Origin of the sequence: Serratia sp. UGAL515B_01 (assembly GCF_033095805.1) — a bacterium.
Taxonomy (GTDB): Bacteria; Pseudomonadota; Gammaproteobacteria; order Enterobacterales; family Enterobacteriaceae; genus Chania.
The window spans coordinates 329552-352994 of sequence record NZ_CP109901.1; the positions used below are offsets into that span (position 1 = coordinate 329552).

Genomic DNA, 23443 nt, shown 5'->3' on the forward strand with positions numbered 1-23443 from the left:
TATGCGTATTATTCGCCCACAGCAGCTGGTGGTATTGAAAGGCAGCTATCAGATAGGCCGGGAAAGCCATATGGGGATCAGTGTGATTGCCGGCTGTTATCTGTCAAAACCGGAACACTTTGTGACCGAATCACAAATCTGGCAGGCCTGGCGTTCGGCTCCGCTGTCGTTTCACATGTTGGATAGTGCGGAACCCAAACCCTTTGCCGAATATTTATTGGCCGGACATGCCGTGATGGGGAATGAAAGTGATTCACTGGACGTTCAGGCTCGCGTAGGTTCATTGGTCAGACGTTGGCGTATTGAAAGAGACGGTAATCAAGCAACGACGCAGGGGGAACCTTTTACCCGTATACCGATGGATCATCCGCAAAGTTGGGGAGGGCAGGGATGCAAAGATAATCCTCTAGGCCAAGGTTACAGTAATGGGAACCATCCTACCCTGATGTCAATCGGTTTTGACGGCGCGGCTATTTCCCGTTCTCCATTGGCTGCACCCACTCCGATCCCCCATGATTTTCAGGTGCGTAAAATACATCTGGATAATGTGGCGTCAGCGATGACCGACAAGCACTATCTGGAAAATTATTACCCTGGGCTGCCCCCTCAGATTGATTATCGTTATTTTCAAATGGCTCCTCCTTCGCAATGGCTGAAAAGTGCGGAATGGCCGGAGACAATAGCCTACGAGCTGAGCGGTTTTCGCCCTCATGGTGAGGTGATCACCGGAAGTTTTTTACCTGTAAAGGCACGGGCGTTTATTCATCAACGTGGTGGATCTGAACAGCAAGAGATCACGCTACAACGCAAAACGGTGTGGCTATTACCCGATCATGATCTTGGTCTGCTGGTGTTCACCGGTAGCGTGCCTTTGACACATTTATTCGACGAGCCGGTAGAGACGTTGATGGTGGCATTGGATGATGCGTATGCACGGCGGGAGGAAGCGCATTATCAGCAAGTTTATGCGCGCCGCAGTCAGCCAAGTGCGCCAACCTTTGAATTCCTCAACGATCCTGAATTGATGCCAAAGGGGATATCCCTGAATGTTATTCGCGATCTGGCCGATCACCCAGACTCACTGCGTTATCGTGCTGCGCCGTTGACCGAAGAAGAGAGCGAGCGTTTCTATCAGAGTGTGCGTATCGCCATTGAGCGCCAGGAGCAGCTTAAGCAGCCGGAACCCGCCCCTGATGTGTCTATGCCGCTAGCGGAAAGTAGTGCAGTCGCATTAGGTTGGCTACAGCGTAATGAAGAAAGCGCCGAGAACATCACTTTTGCGAGTATAGATTTCTCTGTTTTTGGTCTGCAAAACAAACGCTTTCGCTATTGCACCTTTAATCACTGTCAATTCCAGAACAATGCGCTGGCCGATTGCCACTTTGAATTCTGCCAATTTATTGATTGTCAGTTCACTCAAGGTTGTTGGAACAACGTCTCTTTGGTCAGTTGCATGCTCAAGAAGAGTCAGCTGCATAAGGTGACATTCACCCACTGTAAATACGAGAAGGTGACGCTGGAGTCCACGCGGCTGAACCAGTGCCATTTTGTCGATAGCCTGTGGGATAACTGTATTGTCATGCAAGGTGATTTTAGCGACAGCCAGTTTGTCCAATGTACGCTGAACAGCAGTTTCTTTTCCAATGCGTTACTCAATCAGACACGGTATGAGGATAGCCAACTAGTTTCATGTGTTTTCGATAAGTGTAACGGCGTTAATGCCGTGTTTACTGATTGTAATTTGGCAAAAGATTCGTTTATTGCCGGTAACTGGCAAGGTGCACACTTCAACCGCTGTGAGATAAACAGCGTGACTACGGGCCTGGGAATCGATCTGTCTGAAAGTCACTTTGAACAGTGCACTATGAACAAAGTGGGGTTCAGTAAGGCCAACCTGCAAGCCAGCACTTTTAGCTATTGTTCGCTCCTCGAAGGGTGCTGCGATAAAGCCAATCTACAACAGGCCACTATCACCTCCTGTGATATGGCCGCATTGCGTTTCAAAGATGCCAACCTGACTCACAGTTATTGGCAAAGCACCAGTCTGCAACAAAGCATGCTCTACAACGCCGATCTGCGTGATACCCATTTCCTTCGTTGCAATCTGGCTGGGGCTAATTTGGCAATGGTCAGTCAAAACCTGGCAACACGCTTTGAAAACTGTTTGCTTGAAAAGACCCACTGGCTTCCACGGCGCTATATCGCCCCAATGCCTATCCATCACTGACGGAGAAAGAGATGACCGCAATAGACAATTCCGTTATGCCACCTGAGCAACCGCGCAGGATCAGAGGTAGGCACTTTAAACAGCATCAGCTCAATGGCACTTTGCTGTCGAAAATCCATTTTATCGACTGCAGTTTTTCAGACATTGTTATTAATAACGGCACTATTCGTGATTGCCAATTTGAACACTGTCGTTTTAGCAACATCACTGTGCAGGATGGGCAATTGGAAAATTGTACCATCCGTTATGGCATTCTACATGACATTACCGCTCGCGGTTGGTTTGTGCATCATGCCTGTTGCATAGAAAGTGAATGGTTACGCAACACATTGAAAGAGTGCCAGCTAGAACGTTGGTTGTTGATCAATTGCCAGATGCAACACGCTGATTGGCAAGATGTTCAACTCGCCTACTGGACGGCTGAAAACACCCCTATCACGGCGTTGACGATGTTAGGTGGGAGTTTGCAAGATGCCAATTGGCACGCCTGCACACTACAACAAGCCAATTGGAAGAACGTGGCCATCACGCGTCAGGTGATGGGGCACTGTGTGCTGAATAACTGCCGTTACCAGGCGATCACAGGTAATACGCTGGTATGGAGCCAGTGTCTGCTTGAGCAGACCGATCTGCGCCAATTGCCATTGGTTAATGCCAGTTTTCATCAAGCTCAATTAAAGCATTGTCGCTTGGACAAGAGCGATCTCAGTGTCGCGCTGTTCAGTGAAGCCGCTCTGGAACATTGCGATTTCACTCAGGCGCAACTGCAAGGTGCACAGTTTACCGATGCCAAACTGGTCGGTTGTCATTTCGATGCTGCCAATCTGCAACAGGCATCCCTGTTGCGTGCTCACTTGAGTCAGTGTGATTTGACGCAGGCAAACCTCAGTCAGGCAGATTTGCGCTGCTGCGATTTGCGCACCTCATCACTTCAGGCCAGCAAAATCCATAAAACCCGCATGCATGGTGCCAAGTTACAGCCGCTTGATACCCATTTCTCGCTGCCAGACCCGCTGCTTGGCCAGATCGACAGTTGGTACAGCCGGCATCAGCCCGGTCCACAAAATAAGTCATCGTTATCCGCACAACCTTCAGGAGCTAGCCGCTATGTCTGATTTTACCCCTGTGTTCGCCACTCGCAACGCATCTTGGCCACCTAAACGCCACGAGGCTCGTTCGTCAGTGCGAAAAAGTCGCCAACGGTCACCCCAGATAACAGGCCATATTGCAGAAGATGATAACGGGCGTCACTACCTGAGCTCACATGCGACGTTGCCGCTAATGATAGCAACCAGTTGTCTTGTGAAACCGCAGAACGGTGATCTGGTCTGTGCCGTGTTGCATCAGCACCAGATCTTTGTCACGGCTATTTTGCAACGCCAACATAGCGATGCCGCATTGGTACTGAGTAGTGGAACAGTACCAATGCATCTCAGCACTCCTGCTTTAGAGATCCATAGCTCTGAACGGGTAGAAATTCACACCAGCAGATTCTCTTTACGGGCCAAGACCTCATTGTGGATTTCCAGAACCTTGCATCAGGTTGCCGATGCTTTATTTGTCCGTGCCAAACACGCTCACCGGCAGGTAGAAAATACCGATGAAGTGCAGGCACGCCATATCAGTCAACAGGCAGAACAAAGCTTAATCATTAACAGCCGAATCGGCTCTTTAAACGCCTCCGCCGTCCTGAAAATTGACGGTGGTCAGGTTCATATGGGGTAACCAAATGACAGCAGCTAATACACGAGCAGGTGGCATGAGTTTTACCGGGTGTGCGCCGATGATCCCAATACCAGGTTCTAATACCGCTCAAAACTCTAATGGTATTCCTAACGTCAGCAACTATTTCTGCTGCGGTGGCAACGAACAGAACATGAATACCATCAGATCTACCACCTCCGATAGTGGGTGGACCCTCGGCGCAGCTTCAGGTACGCACTCGGGCAAAATGGATCCTATGCAGGGGTCAAGTAAATATTTTATCCACGGGAGTCCGGCAACTCGCTTGGGAGATATGAGTATGACCAATAACTATAACGCCTCGTCGTCTCAAATAACGCCGAGCCAAACCAAGTACTTTATCAATGCGTAATTTGTTGCGGGTCTCCCGTCTGCCCATCCTGGTTGGATGGGCATTGTTTAGTGGTTGTAGCTGGTTTTCCTCGACACCGGAAACCCCGCCGTTGGTGCGAAAAATCGATCTGCGACTGATTGCCTCACAGCATATTAACCCTGGGGGAAATTCCCAAGGACAACCGGTGAAAATTTGCGTCATTGAAACCGATCTTGATGGCTGGTCTCCACCTGGTTTGTACCGAGGAACACCCTGCAGTGATATCCATACCAGCGATAAGGTACTCAGCGTGAGCCAATACATGCTGGCACCTTCGGAGACTCTGCAATACGCGCGCGAGGTCCCTTTCGATCAGGACCGCTGGCTAGTTATTGCGGCTGAATTTCAAAACATGGGTCAAGGCCAAAATCTCATACAGCTGAAATCCAGCGCACGTACTGATTTCAACCCTGTGGTACGTGTGGAAGGCAGTACCCTGACGCTGCTGATAAGTACGACCTCGGATGTTTCAAAGGAAGAATAATATGTTTCCCAAACAACGTGTTGCCTGGGTAGAAGGCATGATGATGGAACCTCAGCACTTCCAACAGCAGGAGCGCTATTTGGAGCACCTGATTGATATGCGCACACGCAGCCATGGCGCGTTAGCCTGGGGGTTCCAAACGCTGAGTATTAATCAAGGATTACTGGATCAGGGTAAGTTCGCGTTGAACAAAGCCAGTGGTGTGTTCCCTGACGGTACTCCTTTCCATGTTGGAGACAGCGAACCGCTGCCTTTACCTTTTGATCCTGGAGAGAATTGCCAAGGCAATGTGATCTGTCTTTCCGTATTGATGGATATCGCCGGTAATACCTATATCGACCTGACTGGAGGCAAACAGGGCAGTCGTTTTAGTGCGCTGGATGCGGAAGTTCAGGATCGTAACCATGGCATTGCCGCCGAAGGGACACCACAGATCACCACGCTACAGCTTGGTCAACTGCAAACTCGGCTGAATCTGCGCAGTGCGATCAGTGATGCTGAATCTCTTTTGCCTATCGCTTTTATTAAAGAACGCACTCAGGATGGTCGGCTGATCATCGATGATAAGTTTTTGCCACCGATGCTCGATTTTCGCGCATTCGGTTGGTTAGAAAATGCCACTACCGAACTGCTGGGTCTGATCGTACAAAGGTTGGAGGCTGTCTACCGCCCTGATGTACTGCTATCCATTGGTGGTTTGTCGGAGTTGCTAGAGCTGTTATTGTTGCAAACGCTCAGCGAATATAATTTAAAAATCTCGCATTTACTGACGCAACGTCAGGTACACCCAGAAGCACTGTTCCAGTTATTGTTGGGGCTGCTAGGCCGGCTGAGCACGATCCCAGGGGGGGAGAAACCCTGGGCTCGGCAGGATTTGTGCTATGCGCATAACGAACCTCACAATGGTTTTTTCTCGCTGTTTGCTGCTTTGCGCCGTGCCTTATCACTGGTGATTGAAGCCCCTGCGGTTGCCCTGCCGTTTGTCGAGCGTGGCGATAACATCTATCTATGCCAGAACGATAGCCAACTGCGGTTGGAGAAACTGATCTTTACCGTCAGCGCCAAACTGCCTGCCGAAACCATCCGTACCTACTTCCCTGCACAGACCAAGCTAGGGCCAGTGGAAAAAATTGTTCAGTTGATTGATCTGCAACTCCCTGGGGCGAGAATGATACCGATGGGCTCCCCGCCCAGGCATATTCCTTATTATCCCAACAGTGTCTACTTCGAGGTGGATCACGCCGATCCGATGTATCAGGAAATGATATCTGGTTCCGCGATTGCACTGAGTATTGTCGGTGATTTCCCTGAATTGCGTTTTGAAGCCTGGGGGCTAAGGAAAGGGAGGGTCGGATGAATGACTTTGAGCGCCAGATCCGCGAGGCGATAGCGGCAGCACGTAATGGGGCGCGGCATGCGGAGCAATCGCTGACGACGCCAATATGGCAAGCGAAAAGCAGTATGGCGTCATTAGGGGGGATTTTACCCGGCAGTAATGGTTCGCCCATTTCACCGCATATCGACGAGGAACAGGGTCACAGCACTGAGCCTGGCAATCAGCCAAGCGAGCAAGCACTTACTAGTAACGTTTACCCTTCGGCAAACAGGGTAGCCAGGGTAAAAAGCAGCCGGATAAAAGAGCGCCCTGGTGTTCTGTTCGGCACCTGGGATAACCCTTATATTGCTGCCGCAATGCCATTATTGCTGCTGGTGGAGCGCTTTCGCGGTTGTTCGGAAATCAACATTGCTGAGATAAGGCCGTCCATCGTGCATGAAATACAGTATTTCACGCAGGGTCTGCAGCGAAAAAACTGCCCAGTAGAGGAAGTCAGCCATCTTTCCTATCTGTGTTGTACCTATATCGACGGTATTTTTACCAACTTACAAACGTCAGGTTCATTTAGTCAGAGCTTGCTGGTGGAGTTCCATCGTGATGCCTGGGGCGGTGAAGACTGTTTTGAGCATCTACAGGAATATTTGCAGTCACCGAAACAGAACCGCCACATTCTGGAATTTTACGATCTGATCCTCTCTCTGGGATTTGAGGGCAAATTCCAGATGCTTGAACATGGTTCCGTTTTGTTGATGGACCTGCGTAACCGCCTGCATACCTTGCTCTACGCACAGAATGCAACCGAGTTATTGGCGATTGCCCAGACGACAAGAGGTGGACCACGGCGAACCGATGTTAAGGCGTTGAAGATATTTTTATACGGCTTGCTGATATGCCTGTGCGCTTACGTTGTCAGTATCTGGTATCTGCATGAACAGTCGAGCAAGATCCGCAGCGATATTCTCGCTTGGGTTCCCCCTGAACCGCGCAAGATTAATATTATGGAAACCCTGCCTAATCCATTGTCACAAATCTTGAATGAAGGGTGGCTAGAAGTACGTAAAGATCCGCGTGGCTGGCTACTGATATTTACTTCAGATGGTGCATTCCGCACGGGGCAAGCACAGCTTTCTGAAGAGTTCCTCAACAAGCGGAATATCGAACGTTTGGGCGAGGCGCTGGCGCCGTGGCCCGGAGATCTTGAGGTCATTGGCCATACGGATAACCAGCCTTTCCGTAATAGTTCTGGGAATTCTAATCTCAAACTTTCAGAAGCCAGAGCCATGGTGGTTGCCGACAAGCTGCGGGAGTCTACCAACATCAACCAAACGCATCAGCGTGAAATCACGGCAATCGGACGTGGTGAAAGCGAGCCGCTTTCAGACAACAATACGGAAGAAGGGCGGCGCCGTAACCGGCGCGTAGACATTCTCTGGAAAATTGGCAAGCGCGATGCAGATCAGGCGATGAAACCATTCGTAGATAGCAATATCCCGGAACTTTTGGATACCAATAAACAACAATAGGGATCGTCATGATACGTCGATTTTTTATTCTAATCATTGCACTGCTGCTCTGCTATACCGTTTGGTGGGTAGGCCCGCTGATCGCTATCGGTTCCTATTTTCCACTGGGTGATATTTGGGTACGTAAAGTCATTATCACGCTGATCCTGTGTTGGGCATTGTGGCCTTTTGTGGCGGTTTGTCTGGGGTGGGTTTTCCGATATGCTCGCGCGCCGCTGCCACAGCGTAAGAAAAAAACAGTGCAGTTGGATCGCGTCTCTGCACGATTTTTTGATGCTCTTCGTACCCTGCAACACGTCAGCCTGGCAGGCAAGAAAAGCCGTTGGCAACGTTGGCGCGAGAGCCGCAAACGCCAATATATTGATGAGAAACCCTGGTTTTTAGTGATAGGCCCACCAGGATGTGGGAAAACCTCGCTGATTTATGAAAGTGGTGAACACTTTTTGCTGTCAGAACAGTATGGTTTGGCGCAAACCAGCGATATGGGCCCGACACAAGATTGTAATTTGTGGCTAACGGAGCGTGCTGTTTATATTGACACTGCAGGAGAGTGGATACTGTTGCACGGCCAGAGTGAAGAGGCCGGTATCGCCAAGCAAAAACTGTTCTCGATGATTCGCAAACATCGACGTTATCCAGGGATTGATGCGGTTATTCTTTGTTTGGATGCAGAAATGCTGCTGAATGCCCCCTTGATTGAGCGTAAATCGCTCGCTGATACGCTACGCGTGCGGATCCAGGAAGTCGCTGCCAGCTTCCATACGGATATTGCTGTCTATCTGCTGCTGAACGGTATTGATAAATTACCTGGCGGTGAGGCATTTCTTTCACTGATAGGTGAAGACATTCTTAGCGAAGGACTTGGCATTAGCCTGACCTGTAATCAGCAAGGCCACAATAATTTCGCAGATGACGAAGCACGCTACCAAGAGTTCCAAGCCAAAGTCAGCCGCTATGTGTTGGAAATTCTGCATGATGCGCCAAGTACGGAAGTCCGCCAGCAACTGCTGTTATTCACAGAAAGCCTGGGAGCTTTGCAAAAACCGCTGTTTAATCTGTTCGAACAGGTATTTCCCGCTACGCCGATCGGTTATTCAGGTTCTCTGCGACAATTTTGGTTGGGCAGTACTCTGACGCTTTCTTGCTGGGACGATATGTTCGAAAGCCGTCAGATGGGTGCGGTTTACTACCCCGCGCTCAGTAATGCGATCACCGAACGTGGGGTTTTACACGCTTCTGGCCCGTTACCTTTGCGCAATCGTCTCATGATGATTGGCCGTTATGTACTGGTGACGTTGGTATTGAGCCTGCTCCTGTTAATGCTTAGTACCCGTTATTTCTGGGAATATGATTATATCGCCTATGCCTCGGCACGTTTTGAGGAAACTAAACGCATTGTGCGAGACATTCCTCTCACCAACCAAATCAATGACGATCTGGTGGCTGCATTTGAACAGCTCGGGTATGTCAACACACAGTTCCTTGAAAGCTCTCCACCTCTGTTGACACCGTATTTTGAGCACCGGTTGCTGAACCGGGCAATGCTACAAACCTACCATCGCCACCTCAATAAAATATTCTGGCCTGCCGTAGAGAACTACATCACCCATGAGCTGCGGGAAAATAGCCTGTCAGGTAATGACGATGGTTATGAAACACTGAAAGTTTATTTGATGCTTGGGCATCCAGAACATCGTTCGCCGGACGAATTGGTTAACTGGTTCATGGGACGCTGGAACGACTTTGCGCCGCAAGGTTATACCCTCAATGAACGTAACTTATTCAGCTATCACCTGAGGGAACTGTTCAGTGATGCCTCTGCCACTGCACTGCAGGCCAAACTGGATGAAGACTTGATCCGTACCGCACGGATTAAGGCAATGAGGCTTCCGATTCATATCCGAGTCGTGCAGCGTATTCAAGATAAACCGCTGCCCGCCCGTATTGAAAACATCACTCTGGCAGATATGGCTGGCCCCAGTGTTGCCCTGATGATGAGGCGGAAAAGCCCAAGTACGGTGACAGATGTGGCGATCCCCGGTTTTTATACCCGTGCTAGCTATCATGATGTTTTCCTTGCTCAGCTCCAAGAGGCTTCTCAGGCAATGATCAACGAGCAAACCTGGGTATTGAGTGACGGTAAAGATTCGGTAAGCCAAGTGAATCTGTTGGCCGCAGCGCAAAAATTGTCTGATGAAGCGCGTAAATATTATCTTTTGGAATATGCCAACCAGTGGGAGAACTTCCTTAACGATATTCGTGTGCGTCCAATCAACGGGTTAGATGATGCTGCTCTGCTAGCACGCCAGTTTTCCGATCCCTCTTCCCCACTGGCCAACCTGGTACGCTTCGCAACGCGTGAAACCACACTCAGTGCTGATAACCAAGGTAACGTTACCGGTTGGTTCAATACTCAGCGCAATAAGTTGCAACAGGCGCGGCGTACTGTGATTGATGAGATGTCCGGAGAGCGTTCCCGTTTCCGGCTTACGCCGGAGAAAACGGTGGAAGATCGTTTCGAGTTGTTAAGGCGCCTGGGTTTCTCGTTGCAAAAGGCCACAACCAGTAATAGCGATCCTCTCGCTAATGCTTTCGAACAGATTTATAACCAGTTGATTACATTGTCAACTTCTCTGCGCGCAGGACAAGTATTGCCTAAAAATAATGAGTTTAATCGGTTGCAAATTGATATGGCTAGGCAACCTGAACCGGTACGCAGTGTGATGGTTGATCTATTGGCTACAGCCCAGATACAGAGCCTGCAACAAAGTAAGGAAAATCTCAGTAAAGGCGTTTCTTCTATTGCGTCTGATCTATGCCATAAGACCATCAGCGGGCGTTATCCATTTACCCGCTCAGCTAAAGAGGAAGTCGGCATTGGTGACTTCAGCCGGATGTTTAGCCAAGGCGGTGCTATGCAAACCTTCTTCGAGCAAAACTTGGCGCCTTATGTGGATACTCACGGCAGCCGTTGGCAGGTCAAACCTGAGAGTTCTGGCGTAGTGACAGCAAAAACGCTCCAAGCATTCGAGAATGCTTCACTGATCCGCGACACTTTCTTTGATGCTTCGGGTAATCTTGCTATGTCTATGATTATTCGCCCTATTTCGCTATCGCCCAATATTCTGGAGGCCGTACTGGATGTGGATGGTCAGATCCTGACTTATAGCCACGGTTACAGCCAACCCATGCGTGTCGATTGGCCAGGTCCAAAAGGCGGGGTTTATATCCGGCTGACGTTTAAAACCCAGTCTGGAAATCTTGAAACGGTCAGCTTCGACGGCCCCTGGGCAATCTTCCATATGTATGACGCTACTAATCCGGTGAGACTTAGCAGTAACAGCCGGGAGTTGACGATCGCCATGAGTTCAATCAGTGGGTTTTTCAAAGTAGAACTGAGTTCCACCATGAGGGATTACCCGTTGTGGTCACAGGCGCTTAGCCAATTTTCGTGCCCACAAAGTCTCTAACCATGAAAGAAGGAAATATCAAATGCTTGATCCGAAAAATATGAAGGACGTTATGCAGTCGAGTAGCAAACTTGGCCAACAAGCTCAAAGTGATTTGCAGAAACCTTTTGTTGAAGGCATGCAAAACACGGAGATGTCTGGGGCAGATGCTGCACGCAATATCATGAATTCGGTTAATCAGTCTTGTCAGAACATGATGAACGACATGAACAAGGTATTGAGCGGTTTACAGGATAACGTGGATGCTCACCAGAAAATGCAAGGTGAAGAACGACCAAAGGATTTTGAACAGGCTATGAATGACTTGCGAACGACATTATCCAATGGATTTCCAGAAGAGATGAGGAGCATGTTTGACAAGTTTCCTAAAATTTAGCATGGCTTAACGAGCTTCCTTTTTATATCCGTCGTTATTCAAGCCGTAGCGGTATTGGTTGGCATTGAGGATTATAATTCTTGATGAGTTCATTTTATGAGCCTGCCCCCTTAAAATCGGTCCGTGATTCAGTTGCTGTCTAGCTGCAATGTGAATGAACGGGGAGTATAGACAGATGTATCATCATAAAAAGAGATAGCTAGATAGCCAAAATATTTGATGTTGCAATGAGGCAAAAAACTATCCCGGTCATTGGACTGGGATAGTCTGCTGCTATGCTATGTTCCTTCATTACGCGCAGTGGTGTCGCAAACCTGAAAGTCCGTCATCGAAGCTAAGGGGAAAGGGCGGAGTAGGTCTCTGTTCAACCCCGACTTTGACTCGGACGGAGTTTTGGGATGCGTCCTGTGGAGCTTGGGCTATTTGAGCGTATTGCTGCGTTATTCACCGCTTATTTGATCCAACAAACCTCACGGCTCACGCCTTGCTCTACGATCAGATCACTGACAGCGGTGCTTGCTTGCAGTTAAGGGGACAAGCTTAATGACAACGTGTTTTTTAGCTTGAGATACAAAGCATTTATTCTGTTGTGCACAGTTTTTAGTTCATCAATGGAGTTTATACAGGCATTTATTTTTATCCCTTCAAACAAATAGCGGCAATAAAATAGAATATCACCACCGTAGCCAGATGCTCAAAATAGCACCTGACCTCTAGATGTACTCTAAAGTCCATTCTGGTCTGTTACGCACCACAAAAAGCTAAGGAATATAATCTAGCATTGCTTATCATATATAACCAAGCGCATTCAAGTTGCAGGTAGCAAGCAAGTAGGCTTCTCAAGAACGTAGAGCACAATGTAACTAGGGAAAGTAATTGTAGCCATCACTATACTGCAACTTGAAAGGCAACTAGAACTAGGCTGTGTCCTTCAATTGCACGCGAGCGCCGCGAGGTTTGTTGGATCCAATAAGCGGTGAATAACGCAGCAATATACGCAAATGGCCCCAGCTCGAAGGTGCCGCGAGGGAATCACGGGCAATTGAGGGGCACAGCCTGGTATATTACGTTGATTTTTTGAAGTGCTTAATTTGTGTATCTAAAAGAAAGAGTTCCATTGGGTATTGAAGTATTTTAGGCCCTCTCTATGAGGGTTTTTTTTATTGTCACACTAATTACTTGTTGAAAATTTGTTAACACTGTTAAGAAGCTCTTCATTTATTACTTTTGACCTGCTCCCTATTGTTACTGATTATTTTGCCCACCTTATCACGCAGTTCATGCTTTACCCTTTGCTCCAAATAACCGTTAGCGGCGTTTTACTTGCCATTAAGGGACGCAGCCTTAAGGAATCTAAGGGATCAGAAAAATGGCTGTCGCGTCATTGCCAAGCAAAGACACTGTGCTCAAAAAGAGTGACATATGACGTGCGTTGTTTGCATAAAAAGAGATAGCTGATACCAGCATCGGCCATCAACATGCAAAGGCTGGGGGAGAGACAATAAGGGACATATTGGATACTGCGTTATGTCCACCATTCAAAGGCTGAGGAAAATGTTTTCCCTGCAGTAAAAATCTTTGATTAGCATGATATATTTATAAAACTCCAAGCGATTGACCATACCAAGTTTTTTTATCGCATTACGGCGATGCGTATAAATGGTTTTGGCTGAGCAATTAAGAGTTTGTGATATTTTAGGAATATCATACCCTTGGCTTATCAGCATGACAACACGGCTTTCTGTGGTTGACAGCTGTGAGCTATTTCGTGCTAACATTTTTCTATAGAATTCATTCTGGAGCAGTTGTTTATAATTTAACTTTGCTAAAGTGATGATCTTTGTAACAACTGCAGATGCTTCTTCTGCGAAGAGCCAGCTAGTATTTAATATTATATGAATTGTTGTGATAGGTGTAGCAACTTTGTCCTTGTCTTCCATTTTTTCATGGTCAAAGATATTGATAATCGCCGTTTGCTCGGTAAATATAATATTTGAATGCTCAGTTATATCCGAGTTTGGATTCTCAACGATTTTATAGAGTTCAATATCTTCAGTTTGCAAGTTTTTTTCTAAAATACTCAACAGGCCGAGTTTATAAAACTCGTTATATGATCTAACAGTAATACTCAACATCACGTTGCACTCCTTTTCGTTCCATGAAATCACTGGCTAGTTGCGTGATTGCGACGGCTACTACTTCCAAGCTTTTAAAAGCTTTTTTTTATTAAGTGGGCCATGGACAAGACTAATTGCTGTCATACATTTTACACAAAAGTAAAATTTATCCATGCATTGAATACAATATTGTATGAACGGTAATCATGCGAGACAGTAACATATACTGCTGTTGCCCGTGTCCATTGGGTACAAAATTACTTCAAGTTGCGTGATGTTGACTGTAGTGCCGCAACGTTGATGCCGTTGTAAGCGGCTTTCAAAGCTATTATAAATCATATCCTTGTGATTTACCTTTCGCCTTAGCATATTTGTTATGCACCCCAGCTGCTTGTTTACCAAGCAACTGGGGTGCATGCTTTTTTCGCCTTCACGCGACTCAGATAGTTCAGGCTATCGAAACTCTGACTACTTTAGATTGTCTCAATTTCCGGAGAGAAGCTATTAATCACTTGTACGTAATGCTTACGCTGAAAATCGCTAAACTCAGCCGATGCATTCAGGGTAAAGACCATGATATCTAGCCCTTGACGGTTGTAGACAGAGTGTTTGGGTAGCTTGACCACTGACTGAACCTGGTGAATCGTATTTCCGTCATGAAGGTAACGGTTGGCAACTTGTACTACGGGCAGTTTTGCAGGGCCAATCTCGTGTTTGAGCATTTTCCCTTCAACCTGGAATCCAGGTAACTTGTTACGCAAGTTATCCATTTCCATCTCACACCACGCCTGCAGATCCTGATCTTCGGCAAGAGTTGCGCGATTGACAATGATCTGATACTCATTTTCATCTGGATCGCGAAACATCAGCAGATTGATACTACGATCTAGCGCCGGCTTGGGGGTTAGAAACGTGCCTTCATACAGATTATAGCTGATATTTTGCATACTCATTTATCCGTAAACTCCTTATTTGTGACCTTTAATGGTAAAACCAGCATCTCGACACGGCGATTTCGCTGGCGTCCAATATCTGTATCGTTACTGTCGATAGGTTCTGCTGCACCAACAGCGCGAATGGTTATCCGCTCAGGGGCAATATCATGTTGTATAAGCCAATTGCGTATTGCAAAGGCTCTCTGCTCAGACAGATGCAGGTTATAGGCTTCATTGCCTGTATTATCAGAATGCCCGACTAACAGCAGATTATTTTGCGGATTCGCGTTAGCTATTGCCAACATGTTCTGCAGCTGAGTTTTGGCTTCTGGCTGTAACTTTGCACTGTTGGAGTTAAATATAGAGTTAACACCTGTGCTGCTTATTACTGGCATCACCTTCAACTGGGTGATCTCCTGATCGATCTGCTTGGTCAGCATTCGGCAAGGCGAAAGCCCCCAGCGAGCTAGTGAGAATGCAGGTATACATTCAGTCCAGTGTTGCTGGTACTGTTTCAGGTCGATGATATCTTGCTGAATTCTTTTTATAGACAGATCTTCTAATGTCTCAATAGGCAGCATTTGTTGGTTAAATTGCTGTAGCTGCTGTCGTGTCAGCCATGTACTGTTAATGATGTGCGCGCCCAGTAGCAATAATGCCAGCACGATGCTCCAGTAGACTCTCGGCATTGGCGGCGGTGGCGGTGGCGGCAGCGGTGGTTCTGGCGGCGGCGGCGGCGGAGCGATCACTTTTGGAAATGGCGGATTCGAGACGCTTGAAGACAGAGCCGGTAAAACTGCGTAACGTTGTTCCAGCCAATTAGACCAAGCACCGTGGCGGGTAAATCCATTACCATGATCACACAGTATCATGCTGGTCGGCTGCAACGGACTGTAAGTGAAAAGCTTCTCCATTGCTTGTGCAACGCCGCTTTCTTGCAGCCAATCCATAAGATGTTGCCCTACTGCAGCCCGTTGCACCAGGTTTTCAGCCAACGGTGAGTCGGTTATTAAATTGCGCTTAAGGCCTTCCAACAAAGTAACAAAATCAGTTGAACTCTGCTGGTTGAAATCCACATCACCGATCCAAGTCGCATTTTGCGGGCTGTTATTTCGACGCTCACTGCTCAGGCGTGCATAAAGTCCGATGACGCAGGGTAGGGTGAAAGAACCGGCCAACCCTGAAAAAAGATTTTGCCAGTTGATAAGGCTTCTAACCATCAGTTCGCTGGTTTCGTGCCCGTCGGGTAATATAGGAAAAAATGCCATCACCTGCGCGTTAGGAGAGTGTTGGTGGATATACTCCAAACGTCTGCTCAACTCTTGTGGTTCTGAAACCAGCAACCAGGCAGCGTTGCTGGCATAACGCGCATTTTCAATCGTGTTTGACTGACTAAACCATTTTGCCGCGTAGGGACCAAGGATCAGAACCGCTGGCCTTTCAGGCGCACTAGGCGGTATCGGTTTCGGGGGAGGAGAGTCTGGAAGTTCACGCAACTCATAGCGACACTGTAAGACGATCATCAGCACTATTAGCACTAGCATGATCACCAAAGGGATACCAGAATTCCCAAGTTTTGGGATGAAAGTGGCAATAAAGGCGAGCAGCACGCCTGTGGTGGCCGCTATTAGCGCATGGCGTACGGTAAACTTACTCATTTACATCCCATCCAAAAGAAAATACCGACATACAGACCACAAAACAGTCAGTAGTATCGCAACCACAAACAACTGGGTAAGCAACGACGGCCAGAAATCTCGTCGGGCTGGCCTTGTTTCAGGCGTTACTATCGGCTCCAACTTAGGAGGTACAATTGTGGGTACCGGTTTTACGTTAGGGAGCTGGAAAGCCAATGACTGACGTAATTGTGAACCAGGAAGTGGTACTGGGGAAAGTGTGGCAAGTTGCAGTGCATAGTGGGTAATGACTTCATCATCATTATTAAACAAGGCGATAGCGTGTTGCTCGGTAAATAACGTACCGTTATTGTAACCATAAAATGCATGTTCTAGTTCATAACCGTGCCAGCTTATGCTCTGCGCCCCAAAATTTTTCCGAGCATGAGCGTCTAAGACCAGGCAAGTTAACCGGCGTAGGGCATCGATCTTTTGTAGTGAATGCTTTTCCTCTTCAAGATCAAGGCACAATTGCTCTATACGATCCTTTAGCTGCCCCTGAAATTCCGTCAGCGAAGGAACGATGCCGCGCATGATGATCAATGTGCAGGTCGCCAGAATTTCATTAAAAACACGGCTATTGTTCACCACGGTTTCTCCACTACCTGCCCCCAACCTTCCTGCGTGGAATAAGGACAAATACGAATATTATTCACGGGTGAATGATTAATCGTTATAAAACGGATATTCAGTTCAACCATTTTTTCGTCGACATCCCGCAATTGTTTGCGCATTTCTTCAGGCGTGTACTGCTTTACCATCAATGGCGTGTTTTGCGTACTGTAGACGCCAACGTGCCACCAAGCAATGTCCGTACGAGTTAAGTCTAATTCTTCTTTGGGTATTTGCAGTAATTTTTCGTTGATGCATCTGAGCTGGAGAAGCCACTGATTATGATCGGTAGGCAACTCATCAAACCAATTGATTTTCTCTGTGCTGAAAACATCTGGGTGAACTTTCTGCTCACGAAAATCAACGCCGATGCGGTATTGGAATTCCTGCAGGCTACGTACATTGCCCAAACGGTAAGGGCCGAGGTCACATTCGTCGTCACTGGCATTCAATACGCTTAAAACGCGCATCTTGGAAGTTTTGTCACGTTCCCACCAGGCTTTATCGACAGCACCCTCTTTTTTGGCCTGATTGTTATGATCGCCCCAGACTTTCGGATGATCCTTACGTGAGTAAAAATGCCACAACAAAATATGTGAGGGAGACCACATGTCGTAGCCATGCGTAAAGGCGCGTGCTGCCATTGCGATCTCTTCGCCCAAAAAGAAGATCTGCGGGTCGTTAGGGACTTTTGTCACAAAGTGACCGTCAGCAAAAACAAAGCCAGCAGCGAGATAACCACATCGGCGTGGTGTAGTGGATTCAAAAGGGGTTGATGATAAACCCAGAATCTTCTCATTGTTAAAACCCCTAAAAATCAATCGACTGACGTATTTTGTACGAGCTTCATCATTTCCAGGGGTATAGCCAGGAGGATAGCTGGAAAGAACCGGGTATTTGCTTTGCCCGCGTAGCCCTTCCAACATCGTAATCATTTCAGTGTCCCAATGAGGGACAAACCGGCAATGGGAATCAATCTGCAGAAAATAATCTTCCTGCTTATAGTGTAATTCAACACTATGACGAGCCCAACAAGCGCCTTGGCTGGCGAAATAATGAAAAGAGAGTAGCTCAATAGCTGCTTTCTGATACTGAAAATAAAATACTGGAACGCCCTCGTGCTGCAGGCTGTCAACCAGTGTCATGCCTGCATCAAGGAAGGGTTGAGTATTTTCATCATCCTGCCAGCAAACGCCGATACGTAAACGTTCGGGGTGTTTAGCCTCTTTGATCATATCGAGCAGTGTAGGGATCAGCTCAGGATCCCGGTAGCTGGCTATGCTGACAAAGATTGTAGGTTTGGTTTTGACTTTACCTTTGGTTTTTTGCTTCATAACGCTTCCGTGTTACAAGATACGCAGTGCATCGTATTAATTGACCAGCAAAACAATTTCAGCGGTGGCGTTGAATTGCCCACTCGCCGGCAGGTCGGTAGCTGAATCACGCAACAGTGTTGCGCGCCAATTAAATTGAGCCGCAATATCATCGGTGCTGCTCTTGCTTTCCCCATTGGATCCATCGAGAAGCAGGTGAGTGCCTGTGCTACTATCTATGCGGATCTTTAACCTGTCAGCGTTACCCGCGTTGTCAGTCACTTGTATAAATTTGCTATCCGCGCTTGGTGTTTGCGTTGTTAAAGAAGCGCTGGCGGTATAATCACCATAGTCCGTCGCACAGGTAAGGCTGAAATCAAGCGGGCGTGTCACGCCTCTTTCAATATCGCTAGAAGAGACGGTATTGAAATCAACTGTTTTTTCACCATCTATACGGCAAACAGGGGTACTGATGATAGTGACTTGGCCGATATTCAATTTTTGGCCGTAATTGCTGGGATCGTTAATTTCTATCCAGTTGTAGGCAATAAACCCCCCCGGGAGAACGATGTCTCCAGGTGATTCAGGGTTTTTGAGAGATAAACGGGGTTTGGTCTTATAGTATTCAGTAATGAACTTAGAACCAGCAGGATAGTTAAAGCGTTGTTCCTTCACAATGGCAGTGGAGGGAAACTGTCCTATTGCTGCAGTATTGCTCCAACGCGGTTTGATTACGACCCCATCTATGTTCGTCAAAAATGTTCTATCCGCTTGCGAGGCGTCAGCGAGTCCGTTCACGCTCTTACCGTAGCGTGATACGTCTGGTACGCAATTTATAAAGCTGACTAACGTACTGGGGTTGGATTCGTATGTCGCAATCATGGTGCCGACCGGTGCATCAGCGTCAACCCGGATAACCTGTGCGGGAACCTCCAGTGTGGTAGGCTCAGTACCTTTCTCTGGGGTAACCCTATCTACTTCACAGACTGCCATTGAGTATTGGCTCATTAATGCCAGAGCCAGTAATACGATATTTGTTTTCTTCACGATGAGGACTCCTGTCCAGCTTCCAGTTTAGCTATCAATTCCGGGGTAAAAAGTGCAATAACTCAATAAAACTTTTCCCGATGGTTTGTTCCGTAACAGCCAGTAGTGCAATTACTGGACTGCTCGGTTCCATCTGGGTAAACCAAGCTCGTACCTCTTGCAAACTCTTCAATGCATCGGTACGGCTACTAATCTCTTTGGGCTTCACAACGGTCACGACGTTTGCTGGTGTCGCTAACGTAGGCTGAGCCTCAACAGCTGTCTCTATGGCTACCTTAACCTCAGCCTCAGCATCTTCAATACTTTCTATAGTAGGTGCTGCGGCAGGTGCTTGAGAGGGGGCCTCTTCAACAATGTCGTAAGATAACGGCACTACAGCAGCTGGGCCGAATCGGCGTAGCAGCGTCAGCAAAATGTTAAAATCGGGTGCGTAATCCCCAAGCATATTCTGCAGTTTTGTCTTTAATTGATCCAGACGCAAGGCGGCAAGTTGCAGTGAAGCAATAGCACCTTCTTGCTGCCGTTGCCAATCTTGTTGTATCGCAGCCATGGTCAGTTCAGATAACGCAGACTCTTCGCGTGGTATGACATAAACCTTTTCAACATCGCGTATGGACAGTTGCAGTCCTGCTGCCTTGGGTAACTGTTGCTGGCGAAAATCAGCCAGAAAACCGTCAGGGGCTTCAAGCTCAGCAAAGGCATTCGCCCGCATCATTGGCTCAAATTCGCCTTCGTCAAGCAGCTGTGGGTGGACATCATCTGGCCACTGTTCAAGCATTAGTAATAAAGCTTCAAGCCCTTCACTGAGTGCTTGCACACCGATCCGGCGCATACGGCAACGCATCAGAGCGATGATCAGGCGAATATCTTTGCCGTGCGCCAGCAGTGCCATTGCATCACGCTCTATCTCTGCCCAGTTAACCGACTCTACAACCTCGACAAAGTTACCGTATTCGGCTCCGAGTTTTGGCTGAAGCTTGCCTTGTAACAAAATAAAGCTGGAATTGTATTCCAAGGGCACACCGCAAGGGGGATGCTCTGCGCAAGGCTGTAGTGCCGCCTGGTACCATGGAGGGCAAACTATGCTACTCGATTCACTCACGTTGTTTCCTTCTTGGATGTTGAAGTATGCGGGGTTACCCAGGATGATTAACGATAGTAATTCATTTCCGGGTCAAAACTCATACCGGCTAGTGGCGTGCGGTCATCGCTACGATCCAGCCAACTGGTGTAACCCAGTTGATGTGTTTCACCCAGAGTGGCACAAGGCACTTCATCTGCTGCCAGCACAAGGCTGACTTCCCAAGCATACTCAAAACCGACAAAATTGCGCACCCACTCGCGCAGGACGGGTAAATCCTGCCCCGAAGGGCTGAAATGTAGATATTGCTGTAGGGTTAATGGCCCGAAAATAAGTTGAAATTTGTGTTGTCGGTCTAGCACAGTGTCGCCGAGGATGGCACCATCACCTAACAACATTGCACCCTGACCGGCCCCAAGCTGGGTTTGATCGGTCGGTTGCAGGAAGATCCACTGTGTAGCGTACTCACGAATTTGTACTGGAACTTCGAAGTAGTAATGCAAAGCACCAACTAGCCCTTCAGGGTTACGCGCTTCACGAACTAAGTGTGCCGATGAAGCGAGGCGAGGGTGGAGTGGTAACTCACTTCCGCCCAACTCATCTGCTGCCAACCCAACTAGGCTACCAACGTAGAACGAAAATACCTCGTCACTCTGGCGATCCAGAGAAGCCGTATCCTGAGATACAAACCAAGCGCGATAAAACTGCGACAAAGCGCGATGGTGAAAGATATCGACAAAGTCGGCAAGCGTATTGTCGTTACCTTCTGCTCGGTTATAGGCTATTTCGGTAAGATGCAGGGGCATTGCCCCCTGTGGCCCCCAAACGCCTAGACCAAACAACTGCAAATGGATTTTGCCGTTTTCCTGATTGACTTGCGCAAGTTCGCGCGGCGCAAATGTCATATGAGCAGGCTGGCCTAGCCGGAAGTTTTCTTCTGACGGCAGACCGGCTGTGCCGGGTGGTGGTTGTTCCGGCGAGCGCGCTGAAAGAGTGCGCATTGTACTGATAAAGCCGCTTTTCCACGGTTCACCCTGCCCAGGGTCGATTTCTGGTTCAAAGGCGTGAGTCGTTTTTTTGCCTGTCATTAAAGTACTCCCCGCCGCCCTGGCCGGGCTTTCCATTGACCGACTTTGCCACGCTGCATGGAAAGCAGTTCGGTCTCAGTAAAGACGTTAATTGCTGCATGACGAGCAAAGTAGTTTTCCATAATCATGCCGAACAGATAAGGGCTGATACCTGAAAAACCATCTTCATCAACGGTGAGTGTACAACGCACACCACGACCATAAATCAGTAAACCATTCCCCGGTAAGCGCCGAATGACGGGTTCACTATGGCAACCTACCAGAGCATCTATCTGTGTATTGGAGTCATGATCAGAGCTACTGACAAACAGACGTAACATGTTGCGCAGGGATTCTCCACCTTTGCTATGTGTCATATCAGAGAGCGGCAAATAGTTAAAACTGAGTTGTCGTATCAGGCGCCATGCCGATTCACCGTTAGCAAACGGTGGACGAGGGGCACTAGGTTGAAAAACAAATCGTGCCCCATGAATCGGTGCAGAATCCGGCATCGTTAAAGAAAAATTACCGCTTGCGGCTATGAGGCGCGGCAGATCGCGGTTTGTTGCCATGGCATCGATGGACAGATAGCGAATATCATCACTATAAGGTGCTTCTTGTTGATCTACCAACGACACAAAGACTTCTGTGCCAGTATAGGCCGTACGAGTATCGTATTTACGTGCGCTGCTATTATCTTGCCGATGCTTACGAGTAATAGAAAAATAGCGCCCAAAATTACCATTGTCAGAATGGCGAGTTTGATAAAGCGGGTTAAAGACCACTTCTTTACTCGTTTCAGCCAGTTGACCAAAAACCTTGCTGATGGAGTAGATCTCAAAATCCAGCGGTCGGCTGCGATCAGGGATGACATGGAACTCGTTCAACGCCCGGTTAATCTCCAACTTATCCATGCGCCGTGGGAACAGGTTGATGACTGGCGTGCAGTGCAGTAGAAAACGTGAGGCTGAAACGTGCCCTGCTAGCGATTGATCTAAGCGATCAAGCAGAATAATAATTTCTGCTTCGTTAGTATTGTTGTGTTTCAAGCCATCAGCTAGCTTGTTGAGCGTAAAGAAGTAAAATCTTTGACGACAAGAGAAATATTCTTGTACTAGATTGTGTCCATGGAAAATATTCCAGGCAACGGGCAGCAGGCTTTGATCCGGTGACAGCCCTTCAAACGAAAGTGGTTCGTCGCCGATAATCGTATCTTTCGCTTTTTCACCCTTTCCTGCACGCACGATAGTGGCAACGTGGCTGGCATGGATCAATTCAAATATGTGGGAAACTATGCGTTCATCGCCATCAATGTAGATGGGCAGACGCTCAAGTCCTTCCAATTGGGAAAAAGTTAAGTCGCCCTGCAACCTCAGCTTGATACGTAACGCACTTTTCAAACGACTCTGCGAAATGCGGTGTCTGTCAAGGTTAGGGATATCCGGCGGAATTGAGGTCAGGCGCGCCTCGGTAATTTCTAATGGCCAGAGCTGGACATCCTGACCGCTGCGAAATTCGCAGCGAGTGATTTCCCCTGGAGCAATAGCGGTAAAAAAGGCGCTATGGCGAGGAACGCGGTAGCCTTGAGTTAAATTTCCCTCTTTTAAGTTAGGCTGTAGCTGGATGACGCCCATTGACGGAGTAGGCGCAGTATAATTAGGGTAGACGATATCCAGCAGACGATGGGTGAAAAGAGGGAATTCAGCATCCAACTTGAGCTGCGTTCTGGCAGACATGAAACAAAAAGATTCAATGAGGCGTTCGACATAAGGGTCGGCAACCTCAATACCACGCATGCCAAGGCGCCCAGCGATTTTGGGGTGTTTATCTGCAAACTCACGTGCCATTTCTCGCATAAAAGTGAGTTCTTTATTGTAATAATCAAGAAATTTGTGGTCCACGAGCATTACCTGATGTGATGATGATACTTGGCTACCCTGCAATACGCTTGGTTTTGCCAGTTTCGATGAGGGAAGAAACCTCAGATTAATACAATAATATTTTAGGGTTTTATAATTTAATGGCTTTCAATTAAATCCAAGTGCATTTCTAGTGCTTATAGT

At 47.8% G+C, this 23443-nt stretch carries 18 protein-coding genes; 9 read left to right on the forward strand and 9 right to left on the reverse strand.

Annotation, left to right across the window (positions count from 1 at the left end; translation table 11 throughout):
- Position 1: 1 nt before the first annotated feature.
- The 9 genes from OK023_RS01740 to OK023_RS01780 are packed head-to-tail and all read left to right on the forward strand — an operon-like array spanning position 2 to position 11532.
- Positions 2-2227 carry a DUF2169 domain-containing protein gene (locus OK023_RS01740; RefSeq protein ID WP_317694479.1) on the forward strand — a complete coding sequence of 742 codons (2226 nt, stop codon included), beginning with the start codon at positions 2-4 and terminating at the stop codon, positions 2225-2227.
- 11 nt (positions 2228-2238) lie between these two features.
- A complete protein-coding gene (locus tag OK023_RS01745) occupies positions 2239-3342 on the forward strand; it encodes a pentapeptide repeat-containing protein (protein WP_317694481.1) in 1104 nt (367 codons plus the stop codon).
- Positions 3335-3952, forward strand: coding sequence for a DUF3540 domain-containing protein (locus OK023_RS01750; protein ID WP_317694482.1), 618 nt, complete (start codon positions 3335-3337; stop codon positions 3950-3952). Before OK023_RS01745 ends, OK023_RS01750 begins: the two co-directional genes overlap by 8 nt.
- Positions 3953-3956: 4 nt before the next feature.
- Positions 3957-4322: a PAAR-like domain-containing protein gene (locus tag OK023_RS01755; protein WP_317694483.1), complete on the forward strand. Its 366-nt coding sequence runs from the start codon at positions 3957-3959 to the stop codon at positions 4320-4322.
- Positions 4315-4827 (forward strand): type VI secretion lipoprotein TssJ, encoded by a 513-nt coding sequence (locus OK023_RS01760; protein WP_317694484.1) that lies wholly within the window; start codon positions 4315-4317, stop codon positions 4825-4827. The genes OK023_RS01755 and OK023_RS01760 overlap by 8 nt, the downstream gene beginning before the upstream one ends.
- 1 nt (position 4828) lies before the next feature.
- The gene (gene tssK, locus OK023_RS01765; RefSeq protein WP_317694486.1) at positions 4829-6184 is read left to right on the forward strand and encodes a type VI secretion system baseplate subunit TssK; all 1356 of its coding nucleotides are present in this window, start codon (positions 4829-4831) and stop codon (positions 6182-6184) included.
- Positions 6181-7686, forward strand: coding sequence for a type IVB secretion system protein IcmH/DotU (icmH, locus tag OK023_RS01770; protein ID WP_317694487.1), 1506 nt, complete (start codon positions 6181-6183; stop codon positions 7684-7686). Before tssK ends, icmH begins: the two co-directional genes overlap by 4 nt.
- An 8-nt stretch (positions 7687-7694) precedes the next feature.
- Positions 7695-11156, forward strand: a complete 3462-nt coding sequence (tssM, locus tag OK023_RS01775) for a type VI secretion system membrane subunit TssM (protein ID WP_317694488.1) — start codon at positions 7695-7697, stop codon at positions 11154-11156.
- Positions 11157-11178: 22 nt separating this feature from the next.
- On the forward strand, positions 11179-11532 hold the full coding sequence (locus OK023_RS01780; protein WP_317694489.1) for a DUF6277 family protein: 354 nt from the start codon (positions 11179-11181) through the stop codon (positions 11530-11532).
- A 1538-nt stretch (positions 11533-13070) separates the two neighbouring features.
- Here OK023_RS01780 and OK023_RS01785 read toward each other — a convergent pair.
- The 9 genes from OK023_RS01785 to tssF all read right to left on the reverse strand — a co-directional run bounded on the left by OK023_RS01785 (position 13071) and on the right by tssF (position 23281).
- Positions 13071-13667 carry a helix-turn-helix transcriptional regulator gene (locus OK023_RS01785; protein WP_317694490.1) on the reverse strand — a complete coding sequence of 199 codons (597 nt, stop codon included), beginning with the start codon at positions 13665-13667 and terminating at the stop codon, positions 13071-13073.
- 455 nt (positions 13668-14122) lie between these two features.
- On the reverse strand, positions 14123-14602 hold the full coding sequence (locus OK023_RS01790; protein ID WP_317694491.1) for a DcrB-related protein: 480 nt from the start codon (positions 14600-14602) through the stop codon (positions 14123-14125).
- Entirely contained in the window at positions 14599-16242 is a 1644-nt protein-coding gene (locus tag OK023_RS01795) for an OmpA family protein (RefSeq protein WP_317694492.1), read from the reverse strand. The genes OK023_RS01790 and OK023_RS01795 overlap by 4 nt, the downstream gene beginning before the upstream one ends.
- A complete protein-coding gene (locus OK023_RS01800) occupies positions 16243-16848 on the reverse strand; it encodes a hypothetical protein (protein WP_317694493.1) in 606 nt (201 codons plus the stop codon).
- Positions 16845-18206, reverse strand: a complete 1362-nt coding sequence (locus tag OK023_RS01805; RefSeq protein WP_317694494.1) for a GlcNAc-transferase family protein — start codon at positions 18204-18206, stop codon at positions 16845-16847. Before OK023_RS01805 ends, OK023_RS01800 begins: the two co-directional genes overlap by 4 nt.
- Before the next feature lie 36 nt (positions 18207-18242).
- A complete protein-coding gene (locus tag OK023_RS01810) occupies positions 18243-19232 on the reverse strand; it encodes a fimbrial protein (RefSeq protein WP_317694495.1) in 990 nt (329 codons plus the stop codon).
- A 34-nt stretch (positions 19233-19266) separates the two neighbouring features.
- On the reverse strand, positions 19267-20334 hold the full coding sequence (locus tag OK023_RS01815; protein ID WP_317694497.1) for an ImpA family type VI secretion system protein: 1068 nt from the start codon (positions 20332-20334) through the stop codon (positions 19267-19269).
- Positions 20335-20381: 47 nt separating this feature from the next.
- On the reverse strand, positions 20382-21401 hold the full coding sequence (tssG, locus tag OK023_RS01820) for a type VI secretion system baseplate subunit TssG (protein WP_317694498.1): 1020 nt from the start codon (positions 21399-21401) through the stop codon (positions 20382-20384).
- Positions 21401-23281: a type VI secretion system baseplate subunit TssF gene (tssF, locus tag OK023_RS01825; RefSeq protein WP_317694499.1), complete on the reverse strand. Its 1881-nt coding sequence runs from the start codon at positions 23279-23281 to the stop codon at positions 21401-21403. The genes tssG and tssF overlap by 1 nt, the downstream gene beginning before the upstream one ends.
- Between the last annotated feature and the right edge of the window lie 162 nt (positions 23282-23443).